The sequence below is a fragment of the Murdochiella vaginalis genome (assembly GCF_902381775.1).
GTDB lineage: Bacteria > Bacillota > Clostridia > Tissierellales > Peptoniphilaceae > Murdochiella > Murdochiella vaginalis.
On record NZ_LR698969.1, the window covers coordinates 981081 to 1000531 of the forward strand.

Below are 19451 nucleotides of genomic sequence, written 5' to 3' on the forward strand. Positions count from 1 at the left end.
GATGCGCTTATTCCATCGCCGCGAGAGCCCGATCCGCCTGGATAGCAAGCGCACATTCCATGCGCTTGCGGAAAAGCGTGCAGCTGAAGGGTACAGTTCCCGTCAGCGAACCGGAAGCATGCAGGGCATTGGCCGCACAGCCACCGGAACAGTAGAGCTTGGCCCAACAGTCGGCACATTCCGGATGGGAATAGCAGTTGCATTCCTTAAACGGTTCGGTCACTTCCGGTTTTGTAATACCTTCCCATACATTTCCTACGACGAAGGCTTCCTCGCCGACAAATTGATGGCAGGGATACAGATCGCCCTGCGGCGTTACGGCCAGATATTCGACACCGCTTCCACATCCGGAAATCCGTTTATGGATGCAGGGGCCGCCCTCCAAATTCATCATGAAATGATAGAACACAAAGGGATGATCGGAAGAAGGAAGATCGTCGACGCTGCCGCCTTCTTGCGTGATCTTACGTGCCAGACGGTTTCGACGAATCATTTCCCCGGCGAGTGTATCGTACTCGCCAAGAAGCGTTGGTAAATCATCGGGACCGAGCATGTAGGGTTCTTTCGGGTCGCCGATGACCGGTTCCATGGAAAGACGATAGAAGCCAAGATTGGCCATATGCAGCACATCTTGAAAAAAGTCAACATTGTTCTTTGTGAAGGTGCCGCGCATGTAATATTCTTTGTCGCCGCGTTGTTTAACAAAGGCGCGAAAACGGGGAACGATGCGATCATAGCTGCCGCGACCGTCAATGGTGTGGCGAAGGCGATCATGTACTTCCTTTCGTCCATCCAAGGAGAGCACCACATTGTGCATCTCTCGATTCAGAAAGTCCGTCACCTCGTCATCCAGCAGCATTCCGTTTGTCGTGAAGGTGAAGCGCAAGTGTTTTCCGGTTTCGGCCTCTTTTGCCCGTGCGTAGGCAACAGTGTCCTTTACAAGAGACCAATTGAGCATGGGCTCTCCACCGAAGAAATCCACATCGATTTGCCGATGGGGGCCGGACGTGTCCAGCACAAAATCAATGGCGCGCTCCGCAACCTCTTGGGTCATTAACGCCCGCTCGCCGTGGTATTTTCCCTGGCTGGCAAAGCAATAGTCGCAATCCAGGTTGCAGGTATGGGCAACATTTAGGCAGAGGGCCTTAACATAGGTTTTGCGGTCGCGTAAGTTCAGCGCCAGCTCCGCATAGGGATCTTCCGTAAACAGGCGTTTTTGTGAAATAAGCGTGGCCAGATCCGTTAACGCTTCCTCCGCTTCTTCTGCGGAAAACGCAGGGGAGGAGGAAAGCACGCGAGCCTTTGCTTCTTTTCGCGTCACGTCGTCGATGCCCTTGCCGGGCTGGAACACTCCTTCCTTCTGCAATGCTGTCAACTCGGCCAACAGCGCGTAGGAAAGTTCGTCTAAAATATGAACCGCGCCGGAATACACATCCAGCGCGATTTTATGGCCTTGCGATTGAAAATAATGAATCATCAATACTCGTCGTTTCTTACTTTGACGCGTGTTCGCAGTCCTGGTTGGCAATACCGCAGGACGTTTTGCATGCCGACTGGCAGGATGTCTGGCATTCGCCGCAGCCGCCTTCTTGTGCGCTCTTTTGGAGATCACGGGTTTGCAAACTGATAATATGTTTCATCTTGTCCTCCTCAGGATTATGACCGATGGTCCTATAGTTTTCCCCTATGGGTTTCTTTCATTTTACGTGCGAGTGGGCGAAGCGTCAACTATTCTCGGATAAGGAAATGGATTCGGCCAGCTGCGCACCCACCACGTAGAGCGAGAGCTTTTGGAAGGGAACGCCCTCCGGGCGGCGGTCGGTACGCAATCGCACGCCGCGTGAAGCCATGCCTTCCAGGGCATCCAACGTATTCTGACGGATCTGTTCTCCGGGCATTAAAAGCGGAATGCCGGGCGGATAGGTCCATAGCGCTTCTGCCGCGACATAGCCTGCCGTATCCGACAGCAACACGTCCGATTTGGGGGCGCGTCTTGCCTGCGCAATCGAAAGCACCTGCACCGGCAAAGACGGGAGCGTAGCGACCGGACGCTTTTTCGGCGTTTTCGTCAACTGTGCATCAATCGCGAGGATTGCCTCAACGAGGGAAGGGAAAATGGCCGGATCATCGCCGATGGACAGCAACAAAAGCACGTGTTCGGCTTGTGCCATTTCCGGTTCAAAGCCTTTCTCTCGCAGGCGATTAGCAAGTTCCGGGCCGGAAATGGAGGCTTGTGCCGTGGAAAGAACGACACGAAACGGATCATCCGGTAGGGAAGAAGGTTCATCAAAATCCATCCATTCCAGAACCTGGAGCGCATCCAATCCTTTTGCCGAAGAAAGCCAGGCGTTCAGAACTTCCTGATGGCGGCTCACGCCTTCCTTTTCCATGAGACGAAGGCAATGATCGATCGAGGCCAAAAGGATGTGGGAGGGCGAACTGGTTTCAAAAATAGAAATCGCCCGCGCAAGCTCCGTGCAATCTACGGTTTTCGCCGCATGGACCAGTGCCGCCGGGGTTAATGCAGGCAAGGTTTTATGCAGGCTTTCCACAACGAGATCCGCTCCGTCTGCTACGGCATCCGAAAAGTGCGGCAAAAAGTCTGCCAGATAGCGAAGGTGCGCCCCGTGTGCCTGATCCACCATGAGTTTCGCTCCATGTGCATGGCAGAGCTCGGCAATCGCACGGATGTCGCAGCGTCGCCCCTCAAATGTGGGGGAGGTCAATAGAACCGCTTTAATACCGGGAAAAGCTTCTAGCGCCGCTTGCACCTGTTCCGGACGAATTGGCCCGGGAATGCCCGGCGGCACCAAATCCGGCATGAGATAGACCGGCTTGAGACGCAGCAGTTCCACTGCGTGATAGAGGCTTTGATGACTTCCACGGGAAAGCAGAACATAGGATCCGGGCGGGCAGAGGGTATACACTCCCGCCAGATTTCCACCGGTGGAGCCTTGTACCATATAAAACGATGTGGCGGCACCGACGGATTGGGCGACTTCTTGCAATCGTTCACGCAGGGCGCGATCGGGATGATGAAGATCCCAGGTGCCTTCAATTTCCGTGACATCCAATCCATAGGGCAACGCGTCGCCATAGTGGGGATTGCGCTTGTGGCCGGGCATGTGCAGGGGATAGAGACCGTTCTCGCGGACGCTCTGAAGCGTCTCCAGATAATCGGTCTTTTTCGAAAGCGAGTCGGACGGATTCATGTGCCCTCCTTTCCTTCACAGATGGTTCCTCTTTGTTTATAACATGCGGACTTTCCATACGTTTTCCCTTATAATAAGAGAAATGTATAATGAATAGGACGGTCGTACGAAATCCGTCCACAACATACGTAGCATTATATCGTTTATTCTCTACGTGTCGAACATTTTTGCTGAAAGGAGACGACATGCGCGAGTTCAAAACCATCCTTCCGTTCATAAAGGAAAATCGTCGTCACTATTTTTTTGGCATTCTGATGCTCATTTTGGTGGACGCTGCCAGTTTATATAGCCCGCAGGTGGTTCGCCGTTTTGCTGATCTGGCACAGACCGGCCAACTGACCGATCGACTGATTCTGGAGCTGGTGGCATGGATCTCCGGCTTGGGACTGTTTATGGCGGTGGGACGTTATTTCTGGCGCAATGCCATATTCGGCGCCGGCAGGCATCTGGAATACTGGTTGCGCGATAAGCTGTTTCGTCAGTATCTGCATCTGGATCAGCATTTTTTTACCACCCGTTCCACGGGGGATCTGATGGCACATGCCACCAATGATGTGATGATGGTGGCCCAAGCGATGGGCTTTGGCGTCATGATGCTGGTGGACAGCTTGTTTATGACTATTTTTACCGTCATTATGCTCCTTTCCACCATTGGCTTCGTGAATTCGTTGGTGGCGTTGATTTCCTTACCGATGCTTGCTTTTGTGATTGCCAAATTGATGGGGCCTATTCAGACCAGAAGCCGGGCACTCCAGAATGCCTTTTCCGATTTGACAAGCGAAACGCAGGAAAACTTATCCGGCATGCGTGTCATCAAGGCCTGTGCCATCGAGGACAACCGCAGCGCGTCCTTTCGGCAGGTCAACAACGACTATGCGCAAAAGTTCATCCGCTGGAGTTTGGTGGACATGCTTTTTGACCCTTCCGTTACGCTCATTTCGGGGTTGAGCTTTGTGGTGTTTATTCTTTACGGAGCCTTGCAGATTCGACGCGGTGCACTCACCATCGGCGCTTTTGTGGCAACGATGGAGTATCTCAATATGATCGTCTGGCCGCTCATCGCGATGGGCATGATTGTTTCGCAATTTCAGCGAGGGGTTTCGTCCATGGGGCGATTAAATGAAATTTTTCGTATGGAGCCTACGGTACAGGAAGTCAAGAATCCGGTGGATGACGGCGATTGGCAGGGTAAAGTGGAATTTCGCCACGTTTCCTTCCGTTATGGCCCGGATCTTCCCTGGGTTTTGCAGGACATCAGCTTTACTTTGCATCCGGGACATTCCCTGGCCATTTTGGGCAAAACCGGTGTCGGCAAATCAACCATCGTACAGCTTCTGCTTCGTCGCTATGACGTGACGGAAGGGCAAATTCTCGTGGACGGCGTGGATATTCGCCAGTGCTCGTTTGCGCGTCTGTATCAAACGTTTGGCGTGGTGGCGCAAGAGAGCTTTCTGTTTTCGCGCACCATTGCCGGCAATATCGCCTTCAGCGGGGACGAGAAAGATCGGGATGCTGTGGTGGAGGCGGCGCGTTTTGCGCAAGTGGACAAGGACATCGAAGCGATGAAAGAGGGCTATGACACCGTCGTGGGAGAGCGCGGCGTCACCCTTTCCGGCGGACAGAAGCAGCGTATTTCCATTGCGCGCGCGTATTATCGTAAAGCGCCGGTTTTGCTGTTGGACGATGCACTTTCGGCCGTTGACACGGAGACGGAGAGTCGCATCTTATCCGGCCTGAAGCAACATAATAAGGGCCTCATCATGATCAGTCAGCGCGTTTCGACCGTACAACATGCCGATGAAATTCTGGTTTTGGAAGAAGGAAAGATTACGCAGCGCGGAAATCATGAGCAGCTGGTGAACGAAGAGGGCTTCTATTGCGATCTCTATCATCGTCAGTTATTGGAAAGTCAGGTCAATAGCTCTGACGATGATTCCTATACATCCGTGGAACCCGTTTCCCCAGTACAGCCGATAGGAGGGAGAGCATGATGTCAAAAAAACAACGTCCCCTCCGTCGTTTGGCCGCCTATGCGATGCCGTATTGGCGTTGGTATGCCTTGATTTTTATTACGATGTTGTTAAGTACCGCCGTGGTGCTGCTGCGTCCGAAAATTATTCAGGTATTGATTGATGGACCGCTGTCTACCCTGCAGCAACGGGATCTTGCAAGCAGCGTTGCAGATACACAGATGGCGCATGCCCTGCAGCTTGGCTTGCTCTATTTGGTCACGATCGTGTTTCATTTTTTCGTGATGTATGCGGCCGAAATGCTGACGCAGCGAACCGGCGTGTATATTGTGACGGACATGCGCCAACAAATTTATGATCACGTGTTACGTTTGCCAATGACCTACTTTGACCACCATGCTATCGGCAGCATCGTGACGCGCGTGACGAATGATACCGAATCGGTGCTGGAGCTGTATACGTATGTTTTAACCAATCTGTTCCGCAATTTAGTGCTGTTTTTCGGCATTTTGGCGATGATGTTTTCGCTGGATGTGCGTCTGGCGGTTCTGGTTACACTACTGACGCCCTTTGTCATGTTGATCTCCGTCATTTTTCAGAAACAGATTCGCGTGGTGTACGATAAGCAACGGGCAATTCGCTCGGTCATTAATACAAAATTAGCGGAAAATATCAGCGGAATTAGCGTAATTCAGACGTTCTTCCGGGAGAAAAAAATCTACGGTGAATTTGATGAAACCAATCAATCGTACTATCGCGCATCGCGTCGTGAAGTGAAATACTACAGCATCTATCGCCCGGCAATTGAAATTGTGCGTACCGGCGGCTTAGCCATTCTCTTTTGGTTTGGCGGCGGAGCGCAGTTGCGTGGAGCGCTCACCTTCGGTGTGCTCTATGCCTTCATCAATTATCTGCAGCGCCTCTTCATGCCTATTCAGGAAATGGCGGAAATCTTCAATGTGATGCAGTCTGCGTTTTCCTCTTCCGACCGCCTATTTAAACTATTGGATGCGCCGGAAGAGCTCTATCAGGAAGGAAAAACGGTGGGGAAGAAGGGATTTATCGGAAAGATCGAGTTCCGTCACGTCTGGTTCCGATATCCCAAACCGGAACCGAAGGCGAAAGAAGAGGATTCGGAGGATGTTTTGCCGGTAGTGCTTTCGGAAAACGAAGAAATGCCATGGGTATTAAAAGACGTCTCCTTTACCATTGAACCGGGACAGTTTGTGGCGTTTGTCGGCGCAACCGGTGCCGGAAAGAGCACGATACTCAGCCTTCTTGCTCGCTTTTATACGGTGGAACGTGGTGAAATATTAATTGATGATGTGAACGTGAACGATTATGATCTGGTTTCTCTTCGTCGGGCGTTGGGTACGGTGCAGCAGGACGTATTCCTTTTTAAAGGCGATATTCTCAGCAATATTGCTGTTGGGCGTCCCCATGTGAGCCGTCGACAGGCGATCTGGGCCGCAGAGCTGGTCAATGCGACGAGCTTTATCGATCGTCTGCCCAAGACCTATGATGAGCCGGTGGTGGAACGAGGGGCGACCCTTTCCGCCGGACAGCGCCAATTGCTTTCCTTTGCACGCACCATCGCGGGGGATCCGTCGATTCTGATTTTGGACGAGGCCACTGCGAATATTGATACAGAAACGGAACAGCTGATTCAGGAGGCCATTCAGAACATGGCCAAGAACCGCACGATGCTGGCGGTTGCGCACCGCATCTCCACCATTGCCGGCGCCGATCACATTATCGTCATGCATCACGGACGCATAGCGGAACAGGGAACAAAAGATGAATTGATTGCCCGAAACGGCCTCTTCCGCGTGCTGTACGAGTTGCAATACGGACAGGAGGGATAAATGCCGAAAGAAAACGAAGCGGCTTCGCAGGCAGACTTGAAATTTTTCCAGCAACAAAAAAATCTGGCCTATCACATCGCCTATTCCTTTACGCAGGAGGAAGGTCGTGCAGAGGAAGTGGTGCGCCAGGTGATGAACATCCTTCACGAGTGCGGCGTCCTTGATGGCGATTGGACCAAGGAAGAAAAGAAGGCACTTTTGGTGTTGGTGACACGCCATCGCGCTTTGGTCGCTGCAAGATCCAATCGCCCCAATGTCCAAGCCGAACGCAATCAGGATGTTCCTATTCCTTCGTTGATGGGCGATGCGGAGGTGAGCGTTTTCGGCGAACAGATTGCCCGCATCCCTGAACGAGATCGCATTGTGTTACAGCTGAGCATTCTATTTTCCTTGCCGGATGAGCGCATTTCTTCGCTTTTGCGCATGAAGCGTAGCGCGGTCATTTCGCGCCGCACGCGCGCTTTAGCGTTTATCGGGGAGCAAAACGATCTTTCTCCCCAGCAAAGAAAGGAGCTTCCGCAACACCCCTCCTTTGTGACAGCATTGCATCTTTGGCTCAAGAGCCATATCAATTCCGTTGAGGCCGTGTCACACCTGGATACGCATATTTTCGCGCCGGAAATGGAGGAACAGATTGTTAATGATCTGCAGGGCAATGTGCTTTACCACCGCGCCATAAACAAAATTTCGCGTTTAAGCGAGTCACAAAATCGCATTCTGCTTCTTGTCGGCGCGCTCATGATTGGAGTGATCATCCTTTTGGTTCTGATGCAGCTGCTGGGTCACCCGGGCGGAAAACGTCGATTTGAAATCGAAGAATCCCTTCTTTCTTCCGACGAGACCTCTTCGAAGACATCGGAAGAAGTAAAGGAAATTCGTCAGGTAAAGCGTACCCATGCAGCATATTATAAAGATCGCATTCTTTTCCTGGATGAGAAGAGCGGCATTCTTTATGAAGCAAAACTGGGCTCTCCTGTTCGTGCACTGATTGATCTGAGTGAAGCCATTACGAAAACCTACGGCATTGAGCACATCGGTTATCGCGATGATCGCATCTATCTTGCCTTTGTAGACGGACAAGGCGGCCATGTTGCAGGGAATCCACCTCAACTGACCATGGAAGAATACTGGGCCGAAGTCTGGTTCGCCGGACAGGAGAAAAATCCGGCGACATCCAGTATTGTTGTGGACGGGATTGAGTACCAATTGGAAAGCGGTGAAGCATAAAAGCTCGTTTTGATCACAAAAAAAAGACCATCGGATCGTGTTCCGGTGGTCTTTTTTGTATTCTATGGGTCTTAATTTTCCTTGGATCCTCTGTCTGTGATTCCGGAGAAGTTCACGCCGGTATCCTGCGGTTCTTCAACCTTAAAGTCATAATCCTTGCCGGGAAGCAGCGCATTGAGAAGAATGCCGAGGAGGGCCGCTATTGCAAGACCGGAGAGGGAGATGGTTAATCCGCCGACCGTAAAGCTAATTCCAGAATGTTCTCCCGTAAAACCTAAAGCCGAAACGAAAATAGCCGCGGCGACGATCAGGTTTCGACTGTTGGTGAAATCCACATGATTTTCCACCAGGTTGCGAACACCAATGGCCGAAATCATACCGTACAGAATGAGGGAGACACCACCGATAATCGCTGTCGGAATGGAGCGGATAAAGCCGCTGACAACGGGGAAGAAGGAGAGAAGAATGGCGAAGACGGCGGTAATCTGCATTACTTTGGGGTCATAGACGCGTGTCAACGCCAGTACGCCGGTGTTTTCCCCGTAGGTTGTATTGGCGGGACCGCCGAATGCTGCCGCCAGCGACGTGGCAAGGCCATCGCCCAACAGCGTGCGGTGGAGCCCCGGTTCACGGATATAATTGTTTCCGACCGTGGCCCCGATCGCTGTAATATCGCCAATGTGCTCCATCATGGTCGCAAGAGAGATCGGCATAATGGTAATGATGGCGGAGAGATCAAATTTCATAAAGGCTTCAGGATGTAACGGCAGAGCAATGGGGGCCGCTTCTGCGATGGTCGAAAAATCCACGCGGTTTAGGAAAAGTGCACAAACATAGGAAACCAGAACGGCGAGGATGAGCGGAATGATGCGCAGCATGCCTTTGCCCCAGATGTTGAAAAAGATGATGGTGGCAATGGCAATAAGGGCCAAAGACCAGTCGGTGGACGCATTGCCTATGGCAGAAGGCGCTAAAGTCAGACCGATGGAAATGATAATGGGTCCGGTTACTACGGGCGGGAAAAATCGCATAACGCGTTCCACGCCGAAACGATAGATAAAGAACGCCAATACGACGTAGACCAGTCCCGCGGCGAATACGCCGCCCCCTGCATAGGGAAGCATTTCTGTATTCGGTTGCCCGTTAATGAGAGGAGCTACGGCCGCATAACCGCCTAAAAAAGCGAAAGAAGAGCCAAGAAAAGCCGGTACGCGTCCCTTTGTGATGAGGTGAAACAGAAGGGTACCGAGTCCGGCCATAAGTAGGGTTGTTGAGATGTCCAGTCCGGTGAGCAACGGCACTAAGATGGTTGCGCCGAACATCGCGAACAGATGTTGCAGACCGAGCAGAAGTCTTGTGGGCACCGCCATCGTGCGAATGTCCCAAATCGCGCTTTCTCCCGGTGTGACGTATTCTGTTCCCGCCTTTTCCGAAGGTTTCTTGCGTTCCATATTCTCTCCATTCTGTACGAACGCCCGGGTTTCCCCGAGCGCTCCTTAGCCCAAAATTGTAAGAATTATAGCAGAACTTTGAGCCCCCTGCAAGGCACTTTCTCTTATCTGGGTAACTTCGACAGAATCAAGGGCAAGAAACTTTTGTAATGAAAGATTTTCTCAAAATCAAAAAAGTTTTCAGTAGACATATCCCCCACAGGAAACAAGAATAAATGGGCTATGCATTATTTTCGCCCGGGATACACGGCTAAGCCCTTTTCAATGATGCGCAGCGCGCGCACCAGATCATCTTCTTCTACGCAATAGGAAATTCGAATTTCATCTTCACCGAGGCCCGGTGTGTAGTAAAAGTCGGCTGCCGGCGTGACCAAAACGGTTTCGCCGTCCACGGAAAAGTCGTTAAGTAGCCATTGGATGAAATTTTCAGCATTATCGACCGGCAATTTGACGAGAGAATAGAAGGCGCCTTCCGGCTCGGAATAGCGAATATCCTTCATCTTGGAAAAAGCGTGTAACATCGCTTCTCGGCGCGAGCGATAGATTTCGCGCACTCCTTCGTGGTAGCGCTCGTCAACGCGACTAAGAGCGGCAACAGCGCTCTGTTCGGTGGATGAGACACCCAGGTTCATTTGGCAGAGCTTCGTAAAGGCTTGTTTGAGTTCGGTATTGCTCGTTGCCGCGGTACCGATGCGGGTGCCGCAGGCGGCATATTTCTTGGAGGCGCTGTCTAACAAAACGAGGTTCTCGCGAATATCCTCCAGTTCGTAGAAGGAAATGAAGGGGTGCGGTGTAAAATTGAATTCCCGATATACTTCATCCGAAATAATGACCAAATCATGCTTCTTTGCGAAGCGCGCAATGGTTTCCAGTTCTTCCCGACGATAGACGCGCCCGTTTGGATTGCAGGGATTGGAAAGCAGAATCGCCTTCATCCTTTCGTCATACTGCGCTTCAAAGGTCGACTCGTCAGGAATTGCATAATGATCCTCGGCGCGCGTCGTGATCGCGCGCACGTCGACGCCGAACAGATGCGTGATCATGTTGTAATTCGTGTAGAACGGTTCGATCAGAAGCATGATGTCGCCGGGATTGCATACGGCGGTGATGGCAAAGCGAATGCCTTCCATCGCGCCGGCTGTGACAAAAATATCATCGGCGGAATAGTTTATTCCGTAGCGCGCATAATATGCTTGTTGCGCTGTACGCATTTCGTCGATGCCCGTCGCGTTGGGATAGCGTACGGTTCCTTCCGGAATCTGTTTTAGCGCCTCAAAATATTCGCGAGGTGTCGGCAAATCCGGCTGGCCGATGCTCAGCCGAATGACTTTCAGACCCCGTTTTTCTGCCGCTTTCGCCATGCCAAGATATCGCCGAGTCGGAGATACCGGTAGTTCCTTTACGCGTTTTGCTACGTTCATGGCCACCTCCTGTTTTCCTTGTTCTTGTAAAACAATTCATCTCTGTGTAATGATATACGAATTTAAGGCATGATGCACCCCTTCTTTTCAATGGAAAACGATTGTTGTATACTCAATTTTGAAGTGAAACGAATCAATGCTCTTCTTCACTATCCTGAAGAAAGGAGGAAGAACAATGGACATTCGAAGCGCACTGCAGGAAGCATATAAATATGGTTGCGAGTATACGGATCAGGGAAGCGTCGCGGATTACATTCCGGAGCTTGCGAAACAGAATCCGGATTTAGTTGGCGCCACACTCATCAGTCCCAATTTTGAGGTATGTTCCATCGGCGATGCTCGCTACAAGTTTTCTGCGCAGAGTATTGCAAAAATATTTATCTATCTTTGTGTGCTGGAAACGTATGATCTGGACTATGTCCGACAATTTATCGGAGTGACGCCGTCTTCCAAGCCGTTCAACAGCATTCTGGAACTGGAATTGAGCCATAAAAACATTCCGGTGAATCCGTTTATTAATGCTGGAGCAATTGTGGCGACGTCCCTGCTGATGCAGCACTACCATGAGAATACGTTCGAGAAAATTCGCGAACGTGCGCGGGAAGTAGTTAATCGCAGCGATCTCGATTACTGCCATGCCATTTACGTTTCGGAAAGTAACTCGGCCTATGCAAACCGCGCACTCACGTATATGTTGCTCAATGACGGAATTATATCCACGACGCAGAACGTGGAAGATCTCCTGAATTCCTATTTTCGCGCCTGTTCTCTTCTGGTCAATACGCTGGATCTTGCAACAATCGGTGCGGTCTTGTCACACAATGGGAAAAATGCGCAAGGAGAACAGGTGTTATCCACGGAAAATGCAGCCATCCTGCGCACGGTCATGGCGACCTGCGGTACGTATGATTATGCCGGCGAATTTGCTCTATTGGTAGGTATGCCGGCAAAGAGCGGTGTAGGCGGGGGAATTGTAGCGACCAATCGCTCCGGTTACGGCATCGGTGTGTTCAGTCCGAAACTGGATAAACACGGCAACTCCTACGTCGGCGTTCGTATGCTGGAAAGACTCTCCACGTTGCTCAATCTGCACATTTACTAACCTTAAGGAGAAAACTATGCTCAAAACTATGCTGGAAACCGTGTTTGGCGTTATCGGCAAAATTAACGGCGTTATCTACTATCCCGTGCTGATTATTTTGCTGCTCGGCATCGGTTTGTATTTTACGATTCGCACCGGCTTTCTACAGGGCAGATTATTTAAAGAATCCATCAATGTCGTCATGGAAAAACCGTCCGATAAGGAATCCGTCTCCTCCTTTCAGGCATTAATGGTTTCTACGGCGTCCCGCGTCGGCACCGGCAACATCGTCGGCGTGTCCAGTGCGCTCTGTTTGGGAGGTTACGGCGCCATCTTCTGGATGTGGATCGTCGCCATTATCGGGGGCGCGTCGGCCTTTATCGAATCCACCCTGGCGCAGATCTATAAACGCAAGGATCCGGACGGGGGCAGCTACGGTGGCCCGGCGTACTACATTGAATCTGCGCTCCACAGTCGTACACTCGGTATTATTTTCGCCATTTCTTTGATTGCCACCTATGCGGTCGGCTTCAATATGCTCGCTGCGTTCAACCTGCAGACGAGTTTTTCGGCGTACAGCTTTTATAATAAGCAGATCACCCCGTGGATTATCGGCGGCGTATTGGCCCTGATTACGGCATACTGCATCTTCGGCGGCGGTAAGCGTATCATTCAATTCACATCCACCTTGGTTCCGATCATGGGCATCGTCTTCGTCATCGTTTCGCTGATCATGATCATTAAAAACATCGGCTATATGCCCACCGTTTTCGGCCGTATCTTCTCGGATGCGTTCAATTTCAAGGCCATCTTCGGCGGCATTGCCGGTTCCAGCCTGATGTACGGCGTAAAACGCGGCTTGTATTCCAACGAAGCCGGTATCGGCTCCGCCCCGAATGCTGCTGCAGCAGCCAGCGTCAGCCATCCGGTGAAGCAGGGTCTGGTTCAGATGCTTTCCGTCTTCATCGACACGATTCTCATCTGCTCCGCCACCGCGTTTATGTGCTTGAGCTCGGGCGTTGAACCCGCGGAAGCGCTGGATGGTGCACCGTATGTACAAGAAGCGGTTGGTACATTCCTCGGTCGTTTCGGTGCGCCGTTTATCACCTTCTCGTTAGCGTTGTTCGCGTTTACGACCCTTATCGGCAACCTGTTCTATGTAGATAACAACCTAGCCTACATTAAGGGAAAGAAACCGAGCAAAGGCTTTATGATCGTGTATCGTATTCTCGCGGTTGCGGTTATCTTCCTCGGTGCGGCGCAGAAATCCACCTACGCTTGGAATCTGGGCGATCTGCTCATGGGGGTTATGGCGTTGATCAACTTGCCGGCCATTCTGATTCTCGGCAAAACCGCCATTGCTGCTCTGCGCGATTATGAAAAACAGAAGAAAGAGGGAAAAAATCCTATCTTCTTGGCGAAAAACATCGGTCTGGATGACAGCAAACTCGACTTTTGGAAATAAAAAACGAACCCCTCGTCCGTTTCTCGCGGGCGAGGGGAATCTTTTCTTGCAGGATACACCGAGGCATGATACAATCTTTTCCGCGCGATTCATTTTGTGGCGACATAGCCAAGTGGTAAGGCAGAGGTCTGCAACACCTTCACCCCCAGTTCAAATCTGGGTGTCGCCTTTTTCTAAGAGATCCGATTCCGGATCTCTTTTTTCTTGTATTGTTTTTCGTACAGGCAAAATATTTTTTGATATGATGATTAACATTGATAAGAAAGAGAGGTGTGGTATGGGACATCCTTTTGAAACCTTTGGAAAATACCAGTTTAATCGTAGCGTGATGCGTGATCGACTGCCGAAACCGGTTTATGAAAAATATAGAGGAGCGATGAAACATCAACAGTTTATCGATCAAAGCACAGCCGATGCGATTGCCCATGCGATGAAGACATGGGCAATGGAATTGGGCGCAACCCATTTTTGTCATTGGTTTCAGCCCTTAAATGGGAGAACGGCAGAAAAGCATGAATCCTTTATTCAACCCGATCACAACGGGATGCCCATAGCTCGCCTTTCCGGCAAGGCGCTCATGAAGGGGGAAACGGATGGCTCGTCTTTTCCAAATGGCGGTCTGCGCGATACGTTTGAAGCGCGGGGTTACACCTTTTGGGATACGAATTCTTATGCCTTTGTGCGGGGAACGACGCTTTACATTCCGAGCGTATTCATGAGCTATCGTGGCGATACGCTGGATCTCAAAATGCCGTTGATCAAAGCCTTGGATGCCCTCAGTGCGCAAGCGGTACGCGTGTTGCACGATCTGGGGAAAACCGATGTGAATTGGGTGGAGCCCACGCTGGGCCTCGAGCAGGAATTTTTCCTCGTGGATGCAAAGCAGGCGGAAAAACGTCCGGATATCAAGTTATGCGGGCGTGCGCTGTATGGGCGTGAAATGCTTCAAGGCGGCCATCTTCAGGATACGTATTTTCAGGGCATGAATGAACGTGTACAGCAATACATGAATGAAGTGAATCGAGCTTGTTGGAATTTAGGCATCTATGCCTCCATTGAACATAACGAGGTTTCGCCCGGACAATACGAATTTTCTTCTGTATTTGGCGATGCCATTACGACCGTGGATCAAAACATGGTTGTAATGGACATTTTAGAAAACGTGGCACCACATCATGGCTTCCAGTGCTTGTTGCATGAAAAACCATTTGACGGGCTGAACGGATCGGGCAAACACAGCAATTTTTCCCTGACCACATCGACGGGCGAGAACTTATTTGACCCCGGCGATGAACAGCCGCACGATCTGCGCTTTTTGCTGTTTGTGACAGCCTTTATCGTGGCGGTGGATCGCTATCAGACGTTGCTGCGTATGGCAGCATCCGACGAAGGAAATGATCATCGATTGGGTGGCCATGAAGCGCCGCCGGCCATTATTTCCATTAATTTGGGAGAAACACTGCATTCTCTGTTTATGGAGCTGGCCAAGACCACGAAAATTCCCAAGGTGAAGCTCACCTCGATTTTGGAACCGGTGGTGACCTTGGCGGATCTGTCCATTGAGACCACGGATCGCAATCGCACGTCTCCGGTCTCTTTCACCGGAAATCGCTTTGAATTGCGTATGTTGGGATCTTCGCTGAATGCCTCCGCCATGAACACCTTCCTGTTTGCCGGCATGGCGGAATCGCTGGAAGAGATCGCGTTGCAATTGGAATCCTCTGACACCTCAACCCCGGAAGCATTACATGATACGACCATGCAGATCTGCCATCATGCTCTGCAGCAACATCAGCGCATTCTTTTTACAGGGGATGGCTATCTGCAGGAATGGGTGGAGGAATCCAAGCGCAGAGGCTTGGAACAGGTTTCAAGTTATCTGGAAAGCATTGATGCCGCCACGCGGGAAGAAACCGTGCGACTGTGTGAGCGCTTCGGAGTTTTGAGTCGTGAAGAGCTCGTTGCACGCCGCGAAATCCTTATCGAGCGATTCAACCATTCGGTGGACCTGCAGGGGCAGGTTTTGGCACGCATGGCGACAAAGGGGATATATCCGGCGCTTATGGAATATCAGATTCGTTTGCAAAAGGCTGCCGCCGGCGGTTTGAGCTCCTCGTTGGAGACAAAAGCGAAGGAAAACGCACGATTGATGGATGCTTTGGATGCGGCGAGCGTAACGCTTCAGGAATGCTTGGGAAAAGCCGAAACGGTAGAGGATCCGCATCGCCAGAGCTTCCTTTATCGTGATGACGTACGGGATGCCATGCGCGTTTTAGAGGAAATTTGTAACGAAACCGAGGCTTTTGTGCCGGAAGAGCTGCTTCCGTATCCCTCTTCCAGCGTTTTAGTTGTACAATAGAGGCAGTATCACTAAAGGAGGGACCAAAATGATTCAACCGAGTATTATGGCGGGATTTATGGAGCTTTTGCCCGAAGAACAGGTGCTGTTTGAGCATGTCAAGCAAGCCATCGAAAAAACGTATCAGCATTACGGATACTGGCCTTTGGATACACCGGCAATTGAAAAGAATGAGATTCTTTTTGCCAAAGGCGGCGGCGAGACAACAAAACAGATTTATCATATCGAAAAGGGAGAAAATTCGGTTGATCAGTCCTTGCGTTTCGACCTGACGGTTCCGCTGGCGCGCTATGTGGCGCAACATTCGTCGGAGCTGTCTTTCCCGTTTCGCCGCTATCACATCGGTAAAGTGTATCGCGGGGAGCGCAACCAAAAAGGTCGCTATCGCGAATTTTATCAGGCCGACGTCGATGTCATCGGGCTCGATGAGCTTTCGGTGATCAATGATGCCGAATGCCCAGCTGTCATCTATGAGGTTTTCCGCGCGCTGGAGATTCCGGGAGTGCATATCCATATCAATCACCGTGGCATGCTCAACGGCTTCTTTACTTCCATTGGCATTCGCGATGCCATGGAAGTGTTGCACGCGATTGACAAGCTCGCGAAAATCGGCCCGGATGCCGTAGCCGATCTGCTGGAGATGAGCGGAGTGAATAAACAGCAACAGGAAGAGATTTTCCGCTTCATCGGCTTAACCGACGATCGTCCGGCGGAAGAACGCCTCGAAGCCTATAATCAGGCGCTTGCTGCGGATGCGCCGGGTGCCGAGCAGTTCAAACAGGGCTGGGCGGATCTGCAGCTCATCATGAAGGGAATGCAGGGCTTCGGTATGCCGAAGGAAGCCATCGTTCTTGATTTGTCCATTACGCGCGGCCTTGATTACTATACAGGCGTGGTGTATGAGACCTTCATTGAAGGGTATGAATCCATCGGCTCCGTCGCTTCCGGCGGCCGTTACGATGACCTGGCGTCCAACTTTACGAAGCTCAAAATGCCGGGCGTCGGTATTTCCATCGGTGTGACGCGACTTTTCTATCAGTTGCGCGAGGCGAACCTCATTCAGCCCAAAAAAGGCGAGTACATCCAGGCGATGGTCTTGCCGATGAGCAACGCTGAATTGGATTTCTCGCTGGAATGCGTGCACGCGTTGCGTGATGCAAACGTTCGGGTGCAGCTATATACCGAATCGGGAAGAATGAAAAAGAAATTTTCTTATGCGGATGCCATCGGCGTACGTTACGTTCTGATTATCGGAGAGAGCGAGCGGGAAGCCGGTGTCGTAAGCCTTAAGGATATGCAAAGTGGCGAACAAACGACAATGACGCTTGCGGAAGCAATTGATCTCATGCGCGACGCGAGTGGAAGGAGGAACGAATGAAAGTTTACACGAAGGACGGCAGCGCCCTGGAATTACAGGAGCGTGCAAACGCATTAGATGCCGCCAAGGCCATCAGCCAGGGCTTGGCTCGCAATGCACTGGCGGCGGAGATTAACGGCGAGGGTGCGGATCTGCGCACCGTTTTGCACGAAGGCGATAAAATAGCCATTTGCACCTTTGATGACGAATACGGCCGTCTGGCCTTCCGTCATTCCACCTCGCATTTGATGGCACAAGCCGTGCAGCGTCTCTACCCCGAGGCACGTTTAGCCATCGGACCCGCTATTAAAGAAGGATTCTACTACGATATCGATTTTGGCGATACAGTGCTTACAGATGAAGATCTGCCGAAAATCGAAGCGGAAATGAAAAAAATTGTGAAGGAAAATCCGGACATCACACGCTTTACAAAATCGCATGAAGATGCTGTTGCTTTCTTCAAGGAAAAACAGGAACCGTACAAAGTGGAGCTGATCGAAGATCTGCCCGAGGATGCGGTCATCAGCTTTTATCAGCAGGGCGATTGGGTAGACCTGTGTGCCGGCCCGCATCTGATGAATTTCCACGGCATTAAGGCGATTAAGCTGACTAGCCTTGCTGGCGCGTATTGGCGTGGCGATGAGCATAATAAGATGCTCACCCGCATTTACGGTACCAGTTTCCCAAAGCAATCCATGCTGGATGACTATCTAGCACGCATTGAAGAGGCTAAAAAACGTGATCACCGTAAGATCGGTAAAGACATGGAGCTCTTTGCCTTCATGGAAGAAGGTCCCGGTTTTCCGTTCTTCCTGCCCAACGGCATGCGCCTGAAGAATGCCTTGCTGGATTACTGGCGTGAATTGCACAAAGAGGCAGGGTATCTGGAAATCTCTACACCGACGATTTTGAATCGCCAGCTGTGGGAAACCTCCGGTCACTGGGATCACTATCGTGAAAACATGTATACCACGAAGATCGATGGGGAAGATTATGCGATTAAGCCGATGAACTGCCCGGGCGCTATGCTCGTGTACAATTCGAAGCCGCGTTCCTATCGTGATCTGCCACTGCGTTTGGCGGAGCTGGGCAATGTCCATCGCCATGAGCTTTCAGGTGCTCTTCACGGGCTTTTCCGTGTGCGCAACTTTACGCAAGACGATGCGCATATTTTCTTAACGCCGGAAATGATCGAGGACGAGATTCGTAAGATTGTGGCCTTGATTGACCGTGTCTATTCGAAATTGGGCTTCAAGTATTCGATGGAAATCTCGACGCGCCCGGAGGATTCCATGGGCTCGGATGAGGATTGGGAAGTGGCTACCGCCGGTCTTAAGAATGCCTTGGATTCCATGGGCAAACCCTATGAGATCAATGAAGGCGACGGCGCCTTCTATGGCCCGAAGATTGACTTTCAGATTGAAGACGTGCTGGGTCGTACCCGGCAATGCGCGACCATTCAGCTGGACTTCCAGCTGCCGCAGCGATTCGGCGCGGAATACATTGGTAAGGATGGTGAAAAGCACCAGCCGGTTCTGATTCACCGCGTGATTTACGGATCCATTGAGCGCTTCATCGGTTATCTTATCGAACAGTTTGCGGGCAACTTCCCCCTGTGGTTGGCCCCGGTACAGGTCGAACTCATACCGGTGAACAATGCGGCGCATGGTGAATTTGCAAAACAGATGGCAAAGGAACTCGAAGATCTCGGTGTTCATGTCGACGTGGATCTGCGCGAAGAAACACTGGGCAAAAAGATCCGTGATGCCCAGATTAAAAAATCCTTCCTGCAAATCGTGGTTGGCGACAACGAAATGTCCGAGCATACCGTTAGCGTCCGCATCCATGGCGAAAAAGAAGCCAAGAGTTACGCTTGGGAAGACTTCAAGAACTGGATTACGGAGCAGATTAAAAAACGCGCTTAACGAGAAGCTGCTTGGAATTCGATAGGACGCAGTCAAAAGCTTTTTCGACAAACGATGCAACCTCTTAGGGGGTTGCATCGTTTTGTATACTGGAAATGAGCCGTCATGTTGAAGGCGG

At 51.1% G+C, this 19451-nt stretch carries 13 protein-coding genes and 1 tRNA gene; 9 read left to right on the forward strand and 5 right to left on the reverse strand.

The window, feature by feature from the left end; translation table 11 throughout:
• Nucleotides 1-7: 7 nt before the first annotated feature.
• From scfB to FXY30_RS04330, 3 genes are all read right to left on the reverse strand, one after another.
• Nucleotides 8-1477: a thioether cross-link-forming SCIFF peptide maturase gene (scfB, locus tag FXY30_RS04320; protein ID WP_071705471.1), complete on the reverse strand. Its 1470-nt coding sequence runs from the start codon at nt 1475-1477 to the stop codon at nt 8-10.
• Between the two features lie 16 nt (nt 1478-1493).
• Nucleotides 1494-1640, reverse strand: coding sequence for a six-cysteine ranthipeptide SCIFF (scfA, locus tag FXY30_RS04325; RefSeq protein WP_071705472.1), 147 nt, complete (start codon nt 1638-1640; stop codon nt 1494-1496).
• A gap of 84 nt (nt 1641-1724) precedes the next feature.
• The gene (locus FXY30_RS04330) at nt 1725-3212 is read right to left on the reverse strand and encodes an aminotransferase class I/II-fold pyridoxal phosphate-dependent enzyme (protein ID WP_071705473.1); all 1488 of its coding nucleotides are present in this window, start codon (nt 3210-3212) and stop codon (nt 1725-1727) included.
• A 185-nt stretch (nt 3213-3397) separates the two neighbouring features.
• On the opposite strand from FXY30_RS04330, the gene FXY30_RS04335 reads away from it, so the two are divergent.
• From FXY30_RS04335 to FXY30_RS04345, 3 genes are read left to right on the forward strand one after another with little or no spacing between them, the layout of a single operon-like run.
• Nucleotides 3398-5203: an ABC transporter ATP-binding protein gene (locus FXY30_RS04335; protein ID WP_071705474.1), complete on the forward strand. Its 1806-nt coding sequence runs from the start codon at nt 3398-3400 to the stop codon at nt 5201-5203.
• Complete coding sequence (locus tag FXY30_RS04340; protein WP_071705475.1) at nt 5200-7047, forward strand: ABC transporter ATP-binding protein; 1848 nt, start codon at nt 5200-5202, stop codon at nt 7045-7047. Before FXY30_RS04335 ends, FXY30_RS04340 begins: the two co-directional genes overlap by 4 nt.
• Nucleotides 7048-8274 carry an RNA polymerase sigma factor gene (locus tag FXY30_RS04345; protein WP_071705476.1) on the forward strand — a complete coding sequence of 409 codons (1227 nt, stop codon included), beginning with the start codon at nt 7048-7050 and terminating at the stop codon, nt 8272-8274.
• 71 nt (nt 8275-8345) lie between these two features.
• Here FXY30_RS04345 and FXY30_RS04350 read toward each other — a convergent pair whose 3' ends face one another.
• A complete protein-coding gene (locus FXY30_RS04350) occupies nt 8346-9725 on the reverse strand; it encodes a uracil-xanthine permease family protein (RefSeq protein WP_071705477.1) in 1380 nt (459 codons plus the stop codon).
• A 227-nt stretch (nt 9726-9952) separates the two neighbouring features.
• Complete coding sequence (locus tag FXY30_RS04355) at nt 9953-11146, reverse strand: pyridoxal phosphate-dependent aminotransferase (RefSeq protein ID WP_071705478.1); 1194 nt, start codon at nt 11144-11146, stop codon at nt 9953-9955.
• 175 nt (nt 11147-11321) lie between these two features.
• Here FXY30_RS04355 and glsA point away from each other — a divergent pair, with 175 nt between their 5' ends.
• From glsA to thrS, 6 genes are all read left to right on the forward strand, one after another.
• Nucleotides 11322-12248, forward strand: a complete 927-nt coding sequence (gene glsA / locus FXY30_RS04360; RefSeq protein WP_071705479.1) for a glutaminase A — start codon at nt 11322-11324, stop codon at nt 12246-12248.
• 28 nt (nt 12249-12276) lie between these two features.
• Nucleotides 12277-13692: an alanine/glycine:cation symporter family protein gene (locus FXY30_RS04365; protein WP_071706107.1), complete on the forward strand. Its 1416-nt coding sequence runs from the start codon at nt 12277-12279 to the stop codon at nt 13690-13692.
• 98 nt (nt 13693-13790) lie between these two features.
• Nucleotides 13791-13861, forward strand: a tRNA-Cys gene (locus FXY30_RS04370).
• Nucleotides 13862-13969: 108 nt separating this feature from the next.
• A complete protein-coding gene (locus tag FXY30_RS04375) occupies nt 13970-16051 on the forward strand; it encodes a glutamine synthetase III domain-containing protein (RefSeq protein WP_071705480.1) in 2082 nt (693 codons plus the stop codon).
• Between the two features lie 28 nt (nt 16052-16079).
• The gene (gene hisS / locus FXY30_RS04380; RefSeq protein WP_071705481.1) at nt 16080-17429 is read left to right on the forward strand and encodes a histidine--tRNA ligase; all 1350 of its coding nucleotides are present in this window, start codon (nt 16080-16082) and stop codon (nt 17427-17429) included.
• Nucleotides 17426-19333 (forward strand): threonine--tRNA ligase, encoded by a 1908-nt coding sequence (thrS, locus tag FXY30_RS04385; protein ID WP_071705482.1) that lies wholly within the window; start codon nt 17426-17428, stop codon nt 19331-19333. Before hisS ends, thrS begins: the two co-directional genes overlap by 4 nt.
• The last annotated feature ends 118 nt before the right edge of the window (nt 19334-19451 follow it).

What these genes read in the sequence shown, in the direction of transcription:
- FXY30_RS04350 (WP_071705477.1), bottom strand. Translation starts at nt 9,725, where the DNA reads ATGGAACGCAAGAAACCTTCGGAAAAGGCGGGAACAGAATACGTCACA.
- FXY30_RS04375 (WP_071705480.1), top strand. Translation starts at nt 13,970, where the DNA reads ATGGGACATCCTTTTGAAACCTTTGGAAAATACCAGTTTAATCGTAGC.
- thrS (WP_071705482.1), top strand. Translation starts at nt 17,426, where the DNA reads ATGAAAGTTTACACGAAGGACGGCAGCGCCCTGGAATTACAGGAGCGT.
- FXY30_RS04365 (WP_071706107.1), top strand. Translation starts at nt 12,277, where the DNA reads ATGCTGGAAACCGTGTTTGGCGTTATCGGCAAAATTAACGGCGTTATC.
- scfA (WP_071705472.1), bottom strand. Translation starts at nt 1,640, where the DNA reads ATGAAACATATTATCAGTTTGCAAACCCGTGATCTCCAAAAGAGCGCA.
- FXY30_RS04330 (WP_071705473.1), bottom strand. Translation starts at nt 3,212, where the DNA reads ATGAATCCGTCCGACTCGCTTTCGAAAAAGACCGATTATCTGGAGACG.
- glsA (WP_071705479.1), top strand. Translation starts at nt 11,322, where the DNA reads ATGGACATTCGAAGCGCACTGCAGGAAGCATATAAATATGGTTGCGAG.
- FXY30_RS04340 (WP_071705475.1), top strand. Translation starts at nt 5,200, where the DNA reads ATGATGTCAAAAAAACAACGTCCCCTCCGTCGTTTGGCCGCCTATGCG.
- hisS (WP_071705481.1), top strand. Translation starts at nt 16,080, where the DNA reads ATGATTCAACCGAGTATTATGGCGGGATTTATGGAGCTTTTGCCCGAA.
- FXY30_RS04345 (WP_071705476.1), top strand. Translation starts at nt 7,048, where the DNA reads ATGCCGAAAGAAAACGAAGCGGCTTCGCAGGCAGACTTGAAATTTTTC.
- FXY30_RS04335 (WP_071705474.1), top strand. Translation starts at nt 3,398, where the DNA reads ATGCGCGAGTTCAAAACCATCCTTCCGTTCATAAAGGAAAATCGTCGT.
- FXY30_RS04355 (WP_071705478.1), bottom strand. Translation starts at nt 11,146, where the DNA reads ATGAACGTAGCAAAACGCGTAAAGGAACTACCGGTATCTCCGACTCGG.
- scfB (WP_071705471.1), bottom strand. Translation starts at nt 1,477, where the DNA reads ATGATTCATTATTTTCAATCGCAAGGCCATAAAATCGCGCTGGATGTG.